The organism is Streptomyces sp. DvalAA-14 (assembly GCF_900091855.1).
In the GTDB taxonomy this organism is placed as follows: Bacteria; Actinomycetota; Actinomycetes; order Streptomycetales; family Streptomycetaceae; genus Actinacidiphila.
Genome location: NZ_FMCH01000197.1, coordinates 1 through 17,021, shown reverse-complemented (window position 1 = coordinate 17,021; position 17,021 = coordinate 1). Strand labels below are relative to the sequence as shown.

13 protein-coding genes and 2 pseudogenes are annotated in these 17,021 nt (G+C 71.8%); 6 read left to right on the top strand and 9 right to left on the bottom strand.

Annotated elements, in window-relative coordinates:
- Positions 1-254 precede the first annotated feature (254 nt).
- Positions 255-1,274, bottom strand: coding sequence for a polyprenyl synthetase family protein (locus tag GA0115240_RS09835; RefSeq protein WP_093736274.1), 1,020 nt, complete (start codon positions 1,272-1,274; stop codon positions 255-257).
- A gap of 449 nt (positions 1,275-1,723) precedes the next feature.
- Here GA0115240_RS09835 and egtA point away from each other — a divergent pair, with 449 nt between their 5' ends.
- From egtA to GA0115240_RS09805, 6 genes and pseudogenes are all read left to right on the top strand, one after another.
- A complete protein-coding gene (gene egtA / locus GA0115240_RS09830; RefSeq protein ID WP_093736273.1) occupies positions 1,724-2,968 on the top strand; it encodes an ergothioneine biosynthesis glutamate--cysteine ligase EgtA in 1,245 nt (414 codons plus the stop codon).
- 81 nt (positions 2,969-3,049) lie between these two features.
- On the top strand, positions 3,050-4,471 hold the full coding sequence (gene egtB / locus GA0115240_RS09825; RefSeq protein WP_093736291.1) for an ergothioneine biosynthesis protein EgtB: 1,422 nt from the start codon (positions 3,050-3,052) through the stop codon (positions 4,469-4,471).
- Positions 4,471-4,627, top strand: a pseudogene (locus GA0115240_RS37940) (class II glutamine amidotransferase); the annotation flags it as partial. The gene egtB and the pseudogene GA0115240_RS37940, both read left to right, overlap by 1 nt.
- A 345-nt stretch (positions 4,628-4,972) precedes the next feature.
- Positions 4,973-5,260 (top strand): annotated as a pseudogene (locus tag GA0115240_RS09815) (class II glutamine amidotransferase); the annotation flags it as partial.
- A 369-nt stretch (positions 5,261-5,629) separates the two neighbouring features.
- Positions 5,630-6,607 (top strand): L-histidine N(alpha)-methyltransferase, encoded by a 978-nt coding sequence (egtD, locus tag GA0115240_RS09810; RefSeq protein WP_093736290.1) that lies wholly within the window; start codon positions 5,630-5,632, stop codon positions 6,605-6,607.
- Positions 6,608-6,732: 125 nt separating this feature from the next.
- On the top strand, positions 6,733-7,566 hold the full coding sequence (locus GA0115240_RS09805; protein ID WP_093736272.1) for a class I SAM-dependent methyltransferase: 834 nt from the start codon (positions 6,733-6,735) through the stop codon (positions 7,564-7,566).
- Positions 7,567-7,640: 74 nt separating this feature from the next.
- Here GA0115240_RS09805 and nuoN read toward each other — a convergent pair whose 3' ends face one another.
- The 8 genes from nuoN to GA0115240_RS09765 form a co-directional block, all read right to left on the bottom strand.
- On the bottom strand, positions 7,641-9,278 hold the full coding sequence (gene nuoN, locus GA0115240_RS09800) for an NADH-quinone oxidoreductase subunit NuoN (protein ID WP_093736271.1): 1,638 nt from the start codon (positions 9,276-9,278) through the stop codon (positions 7,641-7,643).
- A 26-nt stretch (positions 9,279-9,304) separates the two neighbouring features.
- Positions 9,305-10,900 (bottom strand): NADH-quinone oxidoreductase subunit M, encoded by a 1,596-nt coding sequence (locus tag GA0115240_RS09795; protein ID WP_093736270.1) that lies wholly within the window; start codon positions 10,898-10,900, stop codon positions 9,305-9,307.
- A 6-nt stretch (positions 10,901-10,906) separates the two neighbouring features.
- Positions 10,907-12,811, bottom strand: a complete 1,905-nt coding sequence (gene nuoL / locus GA0115240_RS09790) for an NADH-quinone oxidoreductase subunit L (protein WP_093736269.1) — start codon at positions 12,809-12,811, stop codon at positions 10,907-10,909.
- 13 nt (positions 12,812-12,824) lie between these two features.
- Complete coding sequence (gene nuoK, locus GA0115240_RS09785) at positions 12,825-13,124, bottom strand: NADH-quinone oxidoreductase subunit NuoK (RefSeq protein WP_093736268.1); 300 nt, start codon at positions 13,122-13,124, stop codon at positions 12,825-12,827.
- Positions 13,121-14,029, bottom strand: coding sequence for an NADH-quinone oxidoreductase subunit J (locus GA0115240_RS09780; RefSeq protein WP_370673308.1), 909 nt, complete (start codon positions 14,027-14,029; stop codon positions 13,121-13,123). Before GA0115240_RS09780 ends, nuoK begins: the two co-directional genes overlap by 4 nt.
- A complete protein-coding gene (gene nuoI / locus GA0115240_RS09775) occupies positions 14,026-14,721 on the bottom strand; it encodes an NADH-quinone oxidoreductase subunit NuoI (RefSeq protein WP_093736267.1) in 696 nt (231 codons plus the stop codon). The genes GA0115240_RS09780 and nuoI overlap by 4 nt, the downstream gene beginning before the upstream one ends.
- A complete protein-coding gene (gene nuoH, locus GA0115240_RS09770) occupies positions 14,714-16,093 on the bottom strand; it encodes an NADH-quinone oxidoreductase subunit NuoH (RefSeq protein WP_093736288.1) in 1,380 nt (459 codons plus the stop codon). Before nuoH ends, nuoI begins: the two co-directional genes overlap by 8 nt.
- Positions 16,094-16,208: 115 nt before the next feature.
- On the bottom strand, positions 16,209-17,021 hold an 813-nt coding region (locus GA0115240_RS09765), incomplete at its 5' end, for a molybdopterin dinucleotide binding domain-containing protein (protein ID WP_161302145.1).

The following is a 17,021-nucleotide window of genomic DNA, read 5'->3' as shown; positions in this document are numbered from 1 at the left end:
CCGCCATGGGGTGGTGTCTCCATCCCACCAAATCGGGCCGGGCGGCACATCAGCCGCGGGACCCAACCGAATGTACGCCCGGGGTATGACAGACCCCGAGGCCGTACCGTGCGGGAAGCAGGGTCGGACCCCGACAGGGGTCGTGGGAGCAGCCTTCCCCGGGAAGGCGGCGGTACGTCACGGCGCGTCAGGCCGGGGGGCGGCGGAACGTGCGGCCGGGACACGCGACCGGACCGGGCCGTCCGGCGGTGCCGTCAGGCGGTGCGGTGCACCACCGCGTCGCACAGGCCGGCCAGCGCGTACTTGGCCGGATTGTCCGGCAGCGGGGCCAGGGCCGCGCGGGCCTCGTCGGCGTAGCGCACGGTGTCACGGCGGGCCTGCTCCAGGGCCGGGTGGGCGCGCATCAGTTCCAGCGCCTCGGCGTGCAGGGCGTCGTCGGTGAGGTCGCCGTCCAGCAGTTCGTTGAGGCGCCGGTCGGCGGCGGAGACCTGGCCGGCCGCCTGGGCGTAGCCGCGGCGGACGTGCAGGACCGGCAGGGTGGGGATCCCCTCCCGCAGGTCGGTGCCGGGGGTCTTGCCGGTCTCGTGGCCGTCGCCGGCGATGTCCAGGACGTCGTCGGCGAGTTGGAAGGCGGCGCCGATCCGCTCCCCGTACTGGGTGAGGATGTCGACGACCGGTTCGCCGGCTCCGGACATCATCGCGCCGAACCGCCCGGAGACCGCCATCAGCGAGCTGGTCTTGCCCGCGATGACTTCCAGGTAGTGGTCGAGCGGGTCGCGGCCGTCGCGCGGGCCGACGGTCTCCATGATCTGACCGGTGACCAGGCGTTCGAAGGACTCGGCCTGCACCCGGACCGCCTCCGGCCCGAGGTCGGCCAGGATGTGCGAGGCGCGGGAGAAGAGGAAGTCGCCGGTCAGTACGGCCACCGAGTTGCCCCAGCGGGAGTTGGCGCTGGGCACGCCGCGGCGGACGTCCGCCTCGTCCATCACGTCGTCGTGGTAGAGGGTGGCCAGATGGGTCAGCTCGACCACGACGGCGGACGGCACGATCTTGGGCGCGTGCGGGTCGCCGAACTGGGCCCCGAGCATCACCAGCAGCGGCCGGAAACGTTTGCCCCCGGCCTTCAGCAGGTGCCGGGCCGACTCGGTGATGAAGGGCACGTCGCTCTTGGTGGCCTCCAGCAGACCTTCCTCCACGGCCGCGAGACCGGCCTGGATGTCGGCCTCGAGGGCCTCGTCCCACACGCTCAGCCCGAAGGGCCCGACGACGGTCACGAGGGGTACTCCTGTCGCTGATCTGGCATCTGGCGAGGTTCATGCGCGTTCATATGACGATCCGGCGAGGATCGGGTCGGCTCTGAGCTGTGTACGGAGGTGGCGCGGCTTACACCGGCAGCGTAGCCGGTCGGCTGTGGATCACCGCCGGGGCATCGCCCTACACCAGGCCGGGGACGATCACCGCACGTATAATCCCTATTACCTTAATTGCACGGTATGTCTCAGCCGAAAGGATGGCAGCTGCGCCATCGTGGGCGGTCCGGGATTGAGTGCGGGAAGCGCGGGAATGATCCGGCTTGTTCGAACGCTTGACCCAGAACCGTTCACTATTCCGTAAGACCATCGCGTAACAGTGCCAACTAGACTCACCCCCGCACCATGTGACATGTCCTCGTTTCGGGGAACGGCGATCCCGGGTCCCGAACAGCCTGAGAGGAGGTGGACCGATGGCAGCCGACCTGCTGGAAGACGAGGCGGAAGCCCACGTGCGCGGTGTCTGTTTCAAGACCGGCCCGCCCGAACGGACCGGCGTGGAGTTGGAGTGGCTGGTCCAGGACCGCTCCGATCCGCATGAAGTGATCTCCGTCGACCGGCTGGACGCGGCTCTCGCGCCGGTCGAGGCCCCGGACACCCTGCCCCGGGGCGGCAGGCTCACCCGTGAGCCGGGCGGCCAGGTGGAGCTGAGCTCCCCGCCCGCCCCCACCCTCGCCGCATGCGTCGAGGCGACAGCGGCCGACCTCGCCGTACTGCGGCAGGCCATGGACCGCGCGGGACTGGTCCTCGTCGGCCGCGGTCTCGACCCGTACCGCGAACCACCCCGGGTGCTCGACCATCCCCGTTACCGGGCGATGGAGGGCTTCTTCGACCGCGAGGGCCCCTGGGGCCGCACCATGATGCGGCGCACCGCCTCGCTCCAGGTCAACCTGGACGCGGGTGACGACACCGATGGCGTATCCGGCTACCGCTACCGCTGGGACCTGGTGCACCGGCTGGGTCCGGTGCTGGTCGCCGCCTTCGCCAACTCCCCGATGAGCTGCGGCCGGCCGACCGGCTGGGTGTCCACCCGGCAGGCCACCTGGGCCCGGATGGACCCGGGCCGCACCCATCAGCCCGACCGGGTGGCCGATCCGGGCACCTCGTGGGCGCGCTACGCACTGGACGCCAAGCTGCTGTGCGTCCCGGGCGACGAGTACGCCGACTGGTCCGCGCCGCCCGATCTGACCTTCCGCGACTGGCTGCGCGGCGCGCCGGGCCTGCGGGCCCCCACCGCCGCGGATCTGGACTACCACCTGAGCACGCTGTTCCCGCCGGTGCGACCGCGCGGCTGGCTGGAGCTGCGCATGATCGACGCGCAGGACGGCGACGACTGGATGGTGGTGACCGCGCTGACCGCGGCCCTGCTGGACGACCCGGTCGCGGCCGACGCGGCCTACGCGGCCACCGAGCCGCTCTGCCAGGACGGGGAGCCCGTCCCCGCCGACGAGATATGGCAGCGCGCCGCCCGGATCGGCCCCGCCGACCCGGACCTCGCCAAGGCTGCCAGAGCCTGCTTCGCCGCGGCCGAGAGCGCACTGGCGCGCTCCCGCGCACCCGTGGCCCTGCGGCAGGCGCTCACGGATTTCGCCGACCGCTACCCCGACCGCGGCCGATGCCCGGCCCATGACCTGTTGGACGCGCTCAGCCGCGCTTGATCCTCCGGAAGGCATGTCGTGACCCACCCTCAGCGTTCGAACCACAGCACGGCCTCGAACAGCGCCACTCCTGACCCTGCTATCACTTCTGCCACCCCTGACCCTTCAGCCCCCGCGGAGTCGGCGGCGGCTGCTGCCGGACCGGCCGGTTCGTTCGACGCCACCGCCGCCGCCCGGGCGGCGCTGGAGACCGCCCGGCGCCGGACCATGGCGCTCACCGACCCGGTGACCGAGGCGGACCTGATCGCCCAGCACTCGCCGCTGATGTCCCCGCTGGTCTGGGACCTGGCCCACATAGGCAACCAGGAGGAGCTGTGGCTGGTCCGCGAGGCCGGCCGCCGCCCGGGGCTGCGCCCCGATCTCGACACCCTCTACGACGCGTTCCAGCACCCGCGCGCCGACCGGCCGTCGCTGCCCCTGCTCAGCCCCGAGGAGGCGCGCGCGTACGTCAAGGCGGTCCGGGCCCAGACCTGGGAGGTGCTGGACGCCACCGACACCTCTCCCGACCGTCCGGAGCGCCTGCTGGCCGACGGCTTCGTGTTCGGCATGCTCGCCCAGCACGAGCAGCAGCACGACGAGACGATGCTCGCCACCCACCAGCTCCGTACCGGCCCCGCGGTCCTCGATGCGCCCGCGCCGCCGCCCGCGCCCGCCGACGCGGCCGCGCTGCCGCCCGAGGTGCTGGTCCCGGCCGGCCCCTTCACCATGGGCACCAGTACCGAGCCCTGGGCGCTGGACAACGAGCGCCCGCACCACACCGTGGAGGTGGCCGCCTTCTGGCTGGACACGGTGCCGGTGACCAACGCCGCCTACCAGGAGTTCATCGCGGCCGGCGGCTACCGCGACCCGCGCTGGTGGACGCCCGAGGGGTGGCGGCACGTCCAGGAGGCGGGTCTGGAGGCCCCGGAGTTCTGGTCCCGGGACGCGGGCGCCGCCGGGGGCGGCTGGATCCGGCGGCGTTTCGGCCACGTCGAACCGGTGCCGGCCGACGAGCCGGTGCTGCACGTGTGCTGGTACGAGGCGGACGCCTACGCCCGCTGGGCCGGCCGGCGGCTGCCCACCGAGGCGGAGTGGGAGAAGGCGGCCCGCCACGACCCGGCCACCGGCCGGTCCCGCCGCTATCCGTGGGGCGACGCCGACCCGGGTCCGGAGCACGCCAATCTCGGCTCGCGCCACCTCCAGCCGGCCCCCGCGGGCAGCTACCCGGCCGGCGCGGCGCCCAGCGGCGCCCGGCAGCTCATCGGCGACGTCTGGGAGTGGACGTCCTCGGACTTCGACCCGTATCCGGGCTTCGCGCCCTTCCCCTACAAGGAGTATTCGGACGTCTTTTTCGGCCCGGAGTACAAGGTGCTGCGCGGCGGCGCCTTCGGGGTCGACCCGGTGGCCTGCCGTGGCACCTTCCGCAACTGGGACTACCCCATCCGGCGGCAGATCTTCGCCGGTTTCCGCACCGCACGGGACGCGGCCCCCGAGGACGGCGGTCCGGACGGCGGTCGGTCCTGATGTGCCGCCACCTCGCCTATCTGGGGCCGCCGGTGCCGCTGGCCCGGCTGCTCACCGAGCCGGCGCACAGCCTGTACGAGCAGTCGTGGCGCCCGGCCCGGCAGCGGCACGGGACGGTGAACGCCGACGGCTTCGGGGTCGGGTGGTACCTGGCGGAGGCCGCGCCGGACGACGGGCCGGGGGCCGGCGGCCGGTACGGCGCCGGGTCCGGCCTACGGTCCGGCCTCGGACGAGGCACCGGGCGAGACGCCGGCCGGGTCGGCCGGGTCAGGCGGGTCGGCCGGGTCAGGCGGGTCGGCCGGAGGACCGGGTGCGGCACCGGTTGCGGCACCGGCCGGCGCGCCCGGGGAAGCGCCCGGCCCGGTCGCGGCCGGGAGTCCGGCCGCGCCGGCCGAGCGCGGCGAGGCCGGCTACCCGCAGCCCGGCCGCTACCGCCGGGCGGTCCCGATCTGGGCGGACGCCAACTTCCCCGAGCTCGCCCGGACCATCCGCAGCGGCGCGGTGCTGGCCGCGGTCCGCTCGGCCACCGCCGGCACCACGCAGGACGAGTCGGCGGCGGCGCCCTTCCGGGACGGCCGCTGGCTGTTCAGCCACAACGGCGCGATCCCGGACTGGACCCGGCTGCCCACCGCGCTCACCGCCGCCGAGGCACTGAATCTGGAGACGCACAGTGACTCCGCGCTGCTGTGGGCGTTGATCACGCGGCGGCTGCGGCAGGGCGAGTCACCGGGCGGCGCGCTGGCCGCGGTGGTCCGCGAGGTCGCGGCGGCCCGGCCGACCGCCCGGCTGAATCTGCTGCTCACCGACGGCCGCGAGGTCGCCGCCACCGCGTGGGGGGACACCTTGTGGTATCGGACCGGTCCCGGCACGGTGCTGGTCGCCTCCGAGCCGGACGACGCGGCGGACGGCACGCCGACCGGCACACCGACCGGCACGGCCACCGGCGCCGCAGCCGGGACCGCCGCCGGCACCGGCACTGACACCGGCACTGGCACCGGCACCACGGCTCAAGGGGGGGTGGCCGGTGCGTCCACCGGTCCCGCGTCACACGGTGAGTGGCGGGAAGTCCCCGACCGCTCGCTGCTGCTGGCCACCACGGCCGGCGTACGGATCACCCCGCTGCGCTCCCCGCGCCCCCACCGCAAGGAACCGCATCCCATGAGCGAAAGCTGCTTCACCCTCGACGACCGCCTCCCCGAGGACTACTTCACCAGCACGCTGCGTGCCGACGTGCTGCGCGGCCTGGGCAGCCCGCCGCGCACCCTGCCGCCGAAGTGGTTCTACGACAAGCGGGGCAGCGAGCTGTTCGAACAGATCACCCGGCTGCCGGAGTACTACCCGACCCGGGCCGAACAGGAGATCCTCACCCGGCGCGCCCCGGAGATCGCCGCCCTCACCCGGCCCGCCACCCTGGTCGAGCTGGGCTCGGGCTCCTCCCGCAAGACCCGCCTGCTGCTCGACGCGCTGACCACCGGCGGCACCCTGCGGCGGTACGCGCCCCTCGATGTCAGCGCGGCGGCCCTGGAGGAGGCCGGCCAGGCGATCTGCCGCGACTATCCGGGCCTGGAGGTCACCGCCACCGTCGCGGATTTCGAGACCGGCCTGGCCCTGTCGGACGAGCCGGGGCCGCGCCTGCTGGCCTTCCTCGGCAGCACCATCGGCAATTTCGACGCCGGCCAGCGGCTGGCCTTCTACCGCACCCTGCGGCGGGCGCTGAGCGGCGACGACATCCTGCTGCTGGGCGCGGACCTGGTCAAGGACCCCGAGGTGCTGGTCCGGGCCTACGACGACGCGGCCGGCGTCACAGCCGAGTTCAACAAGAACGTGCTGCATGTGCTCAACCGCGAACTGGGCGCCGACTTCGACCCCGACGCCTTCGAGCACGTCGCCGTCTGGAACGACGAGCACGAGCGCATCGAGATGCGGCTGCGTTCCCGTACCGCCCAGACGGCCAAGGTCCGCGACCTGGACCTGACCGTGGACTTCGCCCCCGGCGAGGACCTGCGCACCGAGATCTCCTGCAAGTTCCGCCGCGCGTCGCTGACCGCCGAACTCGAGGAGGGCGGCTTCACGGTCCGCAACTGGTGGACCGACCCCGGCAACCGCTTCTCCCTCCTGCTGGCGGCTCCGAACTAGCCCGCGCCCGGCAGCGACCGCCCCCGGAGCACTGCGGGCCCCGGGGGCGGTCGCCGTCCCGCGGCCCCCGTCCCGCGATCCCCCGGCCGCGGAACCACCGCCCCCAGGTCATGAGTTGACCCCTCATGACAATCTTTGACGCCTTCGAGCGCCGGGCCTGGTCCGGACAGGCCGAAGCGTACGGGCGGACGTACGGGCTGCTGTGCGGCCACACGGCGCCGCGGCTGCTGGACGCGGCCGGGGTCGAGGCCGCGGCCGGGGTCGGGGGCGGTGCGGGGATACGGGTGCTGGATGTGGGGACGGGCACCGGGACCGTCGCGGCGGCAGCGAGCGCGCGCGGCGCGGAGGTCATCGCGGTGGACGCCGAGCCGAGCATGGTGGCCGCGGCGGCCCGCGCGGTCCCGGCGGCCGAGGTGCGGCTGGCGGCGCTGCCGCACCTCCCCTTCCCCGACGCGCATGTCGACGCGGTGGTGGGCAACTTCGTGCTGAACCACGTGGGAAAACCGCGGGCCGCCCTCGGCGAGCTGCGGCGGGTGGTCCGCCCCGGCGGCCGGGTCGCCCTCACCGTCTGGCCCTCGCCGCCCTCCCCCGGCCAGGCGCTGCTCGGCCGTGCGGTCCAGGCGGCCGGCGTCGCCCGCCCCGCGGACGCGCCGATGCTGGATCCGCTGGACGACTTCCCGCGGACCGAGGACGGGCTGGTCGGCCTGCTGGCGGCGGCCGGCTTCACCGGCGCCGTCGCCGAGACCCTCGCCTGGGAGCACCGGGTGCACCCCGACGTGTGGTGGGCGGGCCCGGCGGCCGGGATCGCCTCGCTCGGGCAGTTGCTGGCCGCTCAGTCGCCCGAGGTCGTCGCCGGGGTCCGGCGGCAGTACGAGCTGCTCGCCCGGGAGTTCGCCCTGCCCGACGGAAGGCTGGCCCTGCCGCACACCGCTGTGCTGGTCGCCGCCGCCCGCCCCTGAGCACGCGAACGGCCCGGTCCGCCCGCCCCGGAAAGGGGCGGACGGACCGGGCCGCAACGGAGCGGGCGGGGAGGTCAGCGGACGAAGATGCTCGCCTTGTCCGCCAGGTCGAGGAAGTACTGCGGGGCCAGGCCCAGCACCAGGGTCACCGCGACGCCTATGGCGATGGCGGTCGAGGTGAGGGGGCTGGGGACGGCCACCGAGGGGCCGTCGGCCTTCGGCTCGCTGAAGAACATCAGCACGATCACCCGGACGTAGAAGAACGCCGCGATCGCCGACGAGATCACACCGACGATGACCAGCGGCATCGCCCCGCCCTGGGCGGCCGCCTTGAAGACGGCGAACTTCCCGGCGAAGCCGGAGGTCAGCGGAATGCCGGCGAAGGCCAGCAGGAAGACCGCGAAGACCGCCGCGACCAGAGGGGACCGGCGGCCCAGGCCCGCCCAGCGGGACAGGTGGGTCGCCTCGCCGTTGGCGTCGCGGACCAGTGTGACCACCGCGAAGGCGCCCAGCGTCACGAAGGAGTACGCCGCCAGGTAGAACAGCACGGAGGAGACGCCGTCCGGGCTCGTCGCGATGACACCGGCCAGGATGAAGCCGGCGTGGGCGATCGAGGAGTACGCCAGCAGCCGCTTGACGTCGGTCTGGGTCACCGCGATGACCGCGCCGGCCACCATGGTGACGATGGCCACCGCCCACATGACGGGCCGCCAGTCCCAGCGCATGCCGGGCAGCACCACGTACAGCAGCCGCAGCAGCGCGCCGAACGCGGCGACCTTGGTGGCGGCGGCCATGAAGCCGGTCACCGGGGTCGGGGCCCCCTGGTAGACGTCGGGCGTCCACATGTGGAAGGGGACCGCGCCGACCTTGAACAGCAGGCCCATCACGACCATGGCCAGGCCGATCAGCAGCAGCGCGTCATTGCCGGTGGTGTTGCTCAGCGCCGGCGTCATCTTGGCGGTGCCGTCGATCACCGACGCGATGGTGGAGTACGACACGGAGCCGGCGTAGCCGTAGAGCAGCGCGATGCCGAACAGCAGGAAGGCCGAGGAGAAGGCGCCGAGCAGGAAGTACTTGACCGCCGCTTCCTGGGACATGAGCCGGTTGCGCCGGGCCAGCGCGCACAGGATGTAGAGCGGCAGCGAGAAGACCTCCAGGGCGACGAACAGCGTCAGCAGGTCGTTCGCGGCCGGGAAGACCAGCATGCCGCCGACCGCGAAGAGCAGCAGCGGGAAGACCTCGGTGGAGGCGAAACCGGCCCGGACGGCGGCCTTCTCCTGCTCGCCGCCGGGTACGGCGGACCCCTGCGCGGCGAAGGAGTCGACGTGCCGGCCGTGCGCCTTCGGGTCGAGCCGGCGCTCGGCGAAGGTGAAGACGGCCACGATCGCCACCAGCAGGATGGTGCCCTGCAAGAAGAGCGCGGGGCCGTCCACCGCGACCGCGCCCATCGCCGCGATGTGCGCCTTGGTGGTGCCGTAGCCCTTCTCCGCCAGCGCGACGACCGCCGCGAAGGCGGCGGCGAGGCCGACCACCGCGAGGACGACCTGGGCGGTGTAGCGGGACTTGCGGGGGACGAACGCCTCGATCAGGATCCCCAGCATCGCGACCCCGAAGACGATCAGGACCGGCGAGAGCTGGGCGTACTCGATCTTCGGGGCGGGGATCCGGTCCGTGACGGGGGCCGCCGTCGTCCACAGGCTGTGGACGGCCACCCCCGGGGCGGCGGATGCGGGTGCGCTCACTTCTTCGCCTCCAGCGCGGGCTTGGGGTCGGTCTTGTGCACGTCGGAGAGCGTGTGCGCGACGGACGGGTTGACGATGTCGGTCACCGGTTTCGGGTACACGCCGAGGAAGAACAGCAGCGCGATCAGCGGGGCCACCACCAGCACTTCGCGTGCCTTCAGGTCCGCCATGCCCTCGATGCCGGCCTTTATCGGGCCGGTCATCGTCCGCTGGTAGAGCACCAGGACGTACAGGGCGGCCAGCACGATGCCGAGGGTGGCGACGATGCCCAGCACCGGGTAGCGGCTGAAGGTGCCCACCAGGACCAGGAACTCACTGACGAACGGCGCCAGGCCCGGCAGCGACAAGGTCGCCAGACCGCCGATCATGAAGGTGCCGGCCAGCACCGGCGCCACCTTCTGCACGCCGCCGAAGTCCGCGATGAGCCGCGAGCCGCGCCGGGTGATCAGGAAGCCGGCCACCAGCATCAACGCGGCGGTGGAGATGCCGTGGTTGACCATGTAGAGGGTCGCGCCGCTCTGGCCCTGGCTGGTCATCGCGAAGATGCCCAGCACGATGAAGCCGAAGTGCGACACCGACGCGTACGCGATCAGCCGCTTGATGTCGCGCTGGCCGACGGCGAGCAGGGCGCCGTAGATGATGCTGATCACCGCCAGCACCAGGATCACCGGCGTCGCCCACTTGGACGCCTCCGGGAACAGCTGGAGGCAGAAGCGCAGCATCGCGAAGGTGCCGACCTTGTCGACCACCGCGGTGATCAGGACGGCCACCGGCGCCGTCGACTCGCCCATCGCGTTGGGCAGCCAGGTGTGCAGCGGCCACAGCGGGGCCTTCACCGCGAAGGCGAAGAAGAAGCCGAGGAACAGCCAGCGTTCGGTGGAGGTGGCCAGCGTCAGCTTGCCCGACGCGCGGGCCGACAGGATCTCCTGCAGGGAGAAGGTGCCGGTGCCGAGCTGCTTGGCGGTGGCCGCGTACAGGCCGATGATCGCGGCCAGCATGATCAGGCCGCCGGCCAGGTTGTAGAGCAGGAACTTCACCGCCGCGTACGACCGCTGCCGGGCCGCCTCGTCCTCGCCGCCCGCGTGCGCGCGGTCGCCGAAGCCGCCGATGAGGAAGTACATCGGGATCAGCATGGCTTCGAAGAAGATGTAGAAGAGGAAGACGTCGGTGGACTCGAAGGAGAGCACCACCATCGCCTCGACCAGCAGGATCAGTGCGAAGAAGCCCTGGGTGGGGCGCCAGCGCCGGTTGGGGTCCACGTCTTCGAGCGGGTCGGCGTCGTGCCAGCCGGCCAGCATCACGAACGGGATCAGCAGGGCGGTCAGGGCGACCATCACGACCGCGATGCCGTCGACGCCGAGTTCGTAGCGCAGGCCGAAGCTCTTCACCCAGGCGTGCGACTCGCCGAACTGGTAGCGGTCACCGCCCGGGTGGAAGCGGACCATGGTGACGATCGACAGCACCAGGGTGCCCAGCGAGAACAGCAGCGCCGTGTACTTGGCGGCGAGCCGCTGCCCCGCCGGCACCGCGGCGGTGACGACCGCGCCGACCGCGGGAAGAGCGGCCGTCACGGTGAGGATGGGGAACGACATGAGCTATCAGACCGCCCTCATGAGAAGAGTCGCGGCGACCAGCACCGCGGTGCCGCCGAGCATCGAGACGGCGTACGACCGTACGTAGCCGTTCTGCAGCTTGCGGAGGCGGCCGGAGAGGCCGCCGACCGAGGCGGCGGTGCCGTTGACGACGCCGTCGACCAGGGAGTGGTCGAGGTAGACCAGCGAGCGGGTGAGGTGCTCGCCGCCGCGGACCAGGACGACGTGGTTGAAGTCGTCCTGCAGCAGGTCCCGGCGGGCGGCCCGGGTGAGCAGGCTGCCGCGCGGTGCGACCGCGGGCACGGCCCGCCGCCCGTACATCAGCCAGGCGATGCCGACGCCGACCACCAGCACCACCATGGTGGCGGCGGTGACGGTCCCGGCACTGACCGGCGAGTCCCCCTCGCTGTGCCCGGTGACCGGCTGCAGCCACCTGACGAAGGAGGAGTTGATGCTGAACACGGCGCCGGCGAACACCGAGCCGATCGCCAGGACGATCATCGGCACGGTCATCGAGGCGGGCGACTCGTGCGGGTGCGGCTCGTGGCCGTCCGCGTCGGGTACCCAGCGCTTCTCGCCGAAGAAGGTCATCAGCATCACCCGGGTCATGTAGAACGCGGTGATCGCCGCGCCCAGCAGGCCCGCCGCGCCGAGGATCCAGCCCTCGGCGCCGCCCTTGGCGAAGGCGGCTTCGATGATCTTGTCCTTGGAGAAGAAGCCGGACAGGCCAGGGAAGCCGATGATCGCCAGATAGCCGAGGCCGAAGGTGATGAAGGTGACCGGCATGAATTTCCGCAGGCCGCCGTAGCGCCGCATGTCGACCTCGTCGTTCATGCCGTGCATCACCGATCCGGCGCCCAGGAACAGCCCGGCCTTGAAGAAGCCGTGCGTGACCAGGTGCATGATCGCGAAGACGTAGCCGATCGGGCCGAGCCCGGCCGCCATGATCATGTAGCCGATCTGCGACATCGTCGAGCCGGCCAGCGCCTTCTTGATGTCGTCCTTGGCGCAACCGACGATCGCACCGTAGAGGAGCGTGACCGCGCCGACGGTGACGACCGCGGTCTGCGCGACCGGGGCGGCGTTGAAGATCGCACCCGACCGGGTGATGAGGTAGACGCCCGCGGTCACCATGGTGGCGGCGTGGATCAGGGCCGAGACCGGGGTCGGGCCCTCCATCGCGTCGCCGAGCCAGGACTGCAGCGGCACCTGCGCCGACTTGCCGCAGGCGGCGAGCAGCAGCATGAAGCCGATACCGGTGATGGTGTTGTGCTGCGTACCGGCCGCGGCGGCCGCCTTCGGCAGCACGTCTCCGAAGGCGAACGAGCCGAAGGTGGTGAACATCAGCATGATGCCCACCGACAGGCCGATGTCGCCGACCCGGTTGACCAGGAACGCCTTCTTGGCCGCGGTCGCCGCGCTCGGCTTGTGCTGCCAGAAGCCGATCAGCAGGTACGAGGCCAGGCCGACGCCCTCCCAGCCCGCGTACAGCAGCAGGTAGTTGTCGGCGAGCACCAGCAGCAGCATCGCGGCCAGGAAGAGGTTGAGGTAGCCGAAGAACCGGCGGCGCCGCTCGTCCTCCTTCATGTAGCCGATCGAGTAGATGTGGATCAGCGTGCCCACACCGGTGATCAGCAGCACGAACGTCATCGACAGCTGGTCCAGCTGGAAGCCGACGTCGGCGCGGAAGCCGGCGACGGGCACCCAGGTGAACAGGTGCGCGTGCAGGGCCCGGGCGTCGGTGGCCTTGCCGAGCATGTTGACGAACAGCACCGCGCCGAACACGAAGGACAGCAGCGCCAGCAGCGTGCCGAGCAGGTGCCCGACACGATCCAGCCGCCGGCCGCCGGTCAGCAGCACCGCCGCGCCGAGCAGCGGCGCCGCGACCACCAGTCCGATCAGGGTTTCCACGGTCGCAGCCCCTCTACAGCTTCATCAGATTGGAGTCGTCGACCGAGGCCGAGTGGCGCGAACGGAAGATCGACACGATGATCGCCAGTCCCACCACGACCTCGGCGGCGGCGACGACCATCGTGAAGAAGGCGATCACCTGGCCGTCGAGGTTGCCGTGCAGCCGGGAGAAGGTGACGAACGCCAGGTTGCAGGCGTTCAGCATCAACTCGATGCACATGAAGACCACGATGGCGTTCTTCCGGATCAGCACTCCGGACGCGCCGATGGTGAACAGCAGCGCTGCCAGGTACAGATAGTTGGCCGGATTCACTTGGCACCCTCCTCGGCCCGTTCGGCGGACCGTTCGGCGGCCCGGTTCTGGTCGCTGGTCGCCGCGTCCCGCTCCAGGTCGAGGGCCGGGAGTTCCGGCTCCCGCTCCAGCCACTCGCCGGAGCGCTGCTCCAGCGCGGCCAGCCGCCGCATCGAGTCGCCGGACACGTCGCGGATCTGCCCGCGCTGCCGCAGCGTGGAGCTGACCGACAGGTCGGAGACCGAGCCGTCCGGCAGCAGCGCCGGGATGTCCACCGCGTTGTGCCGGGCGTAGGTGCCGGGTGCGGGCAGCGGGGTGACCTGCCGGCCGGACCGCACGCGGGCCTCGGACAGCTCGCGCTGGGTGCTGCGTTCCTCGGTGCGCTCCCGGTGGGTGAGCACCATCGCGCCGACGGCCGCGGTGATCAGCAGCGCGCCGGTGATCTCGAACGCCCAGACGTACTGGGTGAACACCAGCCTGGCCAGGCCCTGCACATTGCCGCCGTTGGCGGCGTTGGCCTGGCCGGCCCCGGCGAAGGTGTGCAGCGAGGCGTTGGAGATGCCGGCGATCAGCAGGATGCCGAAGCCGATCCCGCAGATCGCGGCCATCCAGCGCTGGCCCTTGAGCGTCTCCTTCAGCGAGTCCGCCGCGGTGATGCCGACCAGCATGACGACGAACAAGAAGAGCATCATGATCGCGCCGGTGTAGACGACGATCTGCACGATGCCCAGGAAGTAGGCGCCCTGGGCCAGGTAGAACACCGCCAGCACGATCATCGTGCCGGCCAGCGACAGCGCGCTGTGCACCGACTTCTTCATCAAGACGGTGCCGAGCGCGCCGATGACGGCGACGGTGCCGAGCACCCAGAACTGGACGGCCTCACCGGTGGAGGTCTGCGAAGCGGCGGCCGCCGCGAGCTGCATCATGCCTCGGCCCCCGTTCCGGCGGGCACGGAACCGCCGGGGGCGACGGTCTCGGCCGGCGGGTCGGCCGGCGCCGGCTCGCCACTGTCCGCGGCGGCGGGCTCCTGGTCGGGCGGCAGCGCGGCGAAGGCGTCGTCGGCGGGCTTCTCGCCCTTGGAGACCGCGACCTGCCGTACGGTGCCGGGCGCCGCCTCGGTGACCGCGCCGCGGTAGTAGTCGCCGTCGTCCATGCCCGGGAAGATCGAGTGCGGCGAGTCGACCATGCCCTCTTCGAGTCCGGAGAGCAGCTGCTCCTTGGTGAAGATCAGCGACTCGCGGGTGGAGTCGGCCAGTTCGTACTCGTTGGTCATGGTCAGGGCCCGGGTCGGGCAGGCCTCGATGCACAGACCGCACAGGATGCAGCGGGCGTAGTTGATCTGGTAGACGCGGCCGTAGCGCTCACCCGGGGAGTAGCGCTCCTCCTCGGTGTTGTCCGCGCCCTCCACGTAGATCGCGTCGGCCGGGCAGGCCCAGGCGCACAGTTCGCAGCCGATGCACTTCTCCAGGCCGTCCGGGTGCCGGTTGAGCTGGTGGCGGCCGTGGAAGCGCGGTGCGGTCGGCTTCTTGTACTCCGGGTACTGCTCGGTGAGCCGCTTCTTGAACATGGCCTTGAAGGTCACGCCGAAGCCTGCGACCGGGCCGAGGAACTCAGGCATCGCCGTCCTCCTTCTTCTCCGTCTGGGCGGCATCCGCGTCGGATGGACCGGCCGCGCCCACGAGTTGGGGCTGCGCCCGGCTGGGGCGCCGGGGCACCCGCTCCACCTGCTGTCCCGGCAGCGGCGGTACGGGGTAGCCGCCGGCCATCGGGTCGAACTGTTCCGGGGGTGCGAGCGCCGCGCCTTCGGCGCTCCTCCTGTCCTCGCCGCCGCGGAACAGGTCCACCAGCAGCGAGATCAGCAGCAGCGCGAGGACCGCGCCGCCGATGTAGAGCACGATCTTGGTGAAGTCGTAGTTCTCGTTGCGCATCGCCCGCACGGCGGCCACCAGCATCAGCCAGACCATGGAGACCGGGATGAGCACCTTCCAGCCGAGCTTCATCAGCTGGTCGTAGCGGACCCGGGGCAGCGTGCCGCGCAGCCAGATGAAGAAGAACAGCAGCAGCTGGACCTTGATGACGAACCAGAGCATCGGCCACCAGCCGTGGTTCGCGCCCTCCCAGAAGGTGGAGATGGGCCAGGGGGCGCGCCAGCCGCCGAGGAACAGGGTGGTGGCCACGGCCGACACGGTCACCATGTTGACGTACTCGGCGAGCATGAACAGCGCGAACTTGATCGAGCTGTACTCGGTGTTGAAGCCGCCGACCAGGTCGCCCTCGGATTCAGGCATGTCGAAGGGGGCCCGGTTGGTCTCGCCGATCATCGTGAAGATGTAGATCAGGAAGGACACCGGCAGCAGGATCACGTACCAGCGGTCGTGCTGCGCCGAGACGATCGTCGAGGTGGACATCGAGCCGGAGTAGAGGAAGACCGCGGCGAAGGACAGGCCCATCGCGATCTCGTAGGAGATCATCTGCGCCGACGCGCGCAGGCCGCCGAGCAGCGGATACGTCGAGCCCGACGACCAGCCGGCCAGCACGATGCCGTAGATGCCGACCGAGGCGGTGGCCAGGATGAACAAGATGCCGATCGGCAGATCGGTGAGCTGCAGCGCGGTCCGCCGGCCGAAGATGGAGACTTCGTTGTCGGCCGGGCCGAAGGGGATCACCGCGAAGGACATGAAGGCGGGGATCGCCGCGATGATCGGCGCGAGGATGAACACCACCTTGTCCGCGCGCTTGACGTTGAGGTCTTCCTTGAGCATCAGCTTGACCCCGTCGGCGAGCGACTGGAGCATGCCCCAGGGGCCGTGCCGGTTGGGGCCGATGCGCAACTGCATCCAGGCGACGACCTTGCGCTCCCACACGATGGAGAACAGCACGGTCAGCATCGCGAAGGCGAAGCAGAAGACGGCCTTGATGACGATCAGCCACCAGGTGTCGTTCCCGAAGAACGACAGGTTCTCGGTGGTGGCCGCGAGCGATGCGCTCATGACTGTGCCTCCGCACCCTTTTCCGCCGGAGCGGAGATCAACCACGACGCAGCGGTCCGGTCGTGCCGGACCCGGATCCGGACCCGCGCTCGGGGCCCGGCCGTCAGCAGCCCGCTCATTCGGCCCCCTCCGAGCTGATCGCGACGATCTGCCCGGGGCGCACACCGGTGTCCGAGGCGACGCCGCCGCCGACGGAGTTGAGCGGCAGCCAGACCACCCGGTCCGGCATCGGTGTCACCGCCAGCGGCAGCGTGACCGCGCCGGCCGGTCCGGTGACCCGCACCCGCTGGCCGTCGGAGACGCCCGCCTCGGCGGCGGTCGCGGCCGACAGCCGGGCCACCGCGGCGTGCCGGGTGGCGGTCAGCGCGTCGTCGCCCTCCTGGAGCCGGCCGAGGTCCAGCAGCAGCCGGTGCCCGGCGAGCACCGCCTGACCGGACTCGGGCCGCGGCAGCGGGACGGACGTGCCGGTGGGCGCGGTGGCCCAGGTGCCCGACCAGGCCGCCAGCCGGTCGAGTTCGGCGCGCGCCTGGCGTACGTCGGACAGGCCGAGTGACACGTCCAGGGCGTCGGCGAGCATCGTCAGCACCCGGGCGTCGGGCAGCCGGTGCCGGGTGGTGGCCTGGTCCGGCTTGATGGCGGCCTCGAACGGCCGCATCCGGCCTTCCCAGTTGAGGAAGGCGCCGGACTTCTCGGCCACCGCGGCGACCGGGAGCACCACGTCGGCACGCTCGGTGACCTCGCTGGGCCGCTGTTCCAGGCTGACCAGGAAGCCCACTGCGTCCAGGGCCGCGCGGGCCCGGGCCGGGTCGGGCAGGTCGGCGACCTCGACACCGCCGACGACGAGCGCGGCCAGTTCGCCGGAGGCCGCCGCCTCGATGATCTGGCCGGTGTCGCGGCCGACCGGGTGGGCAGCGCGGCCAGGCCCCAC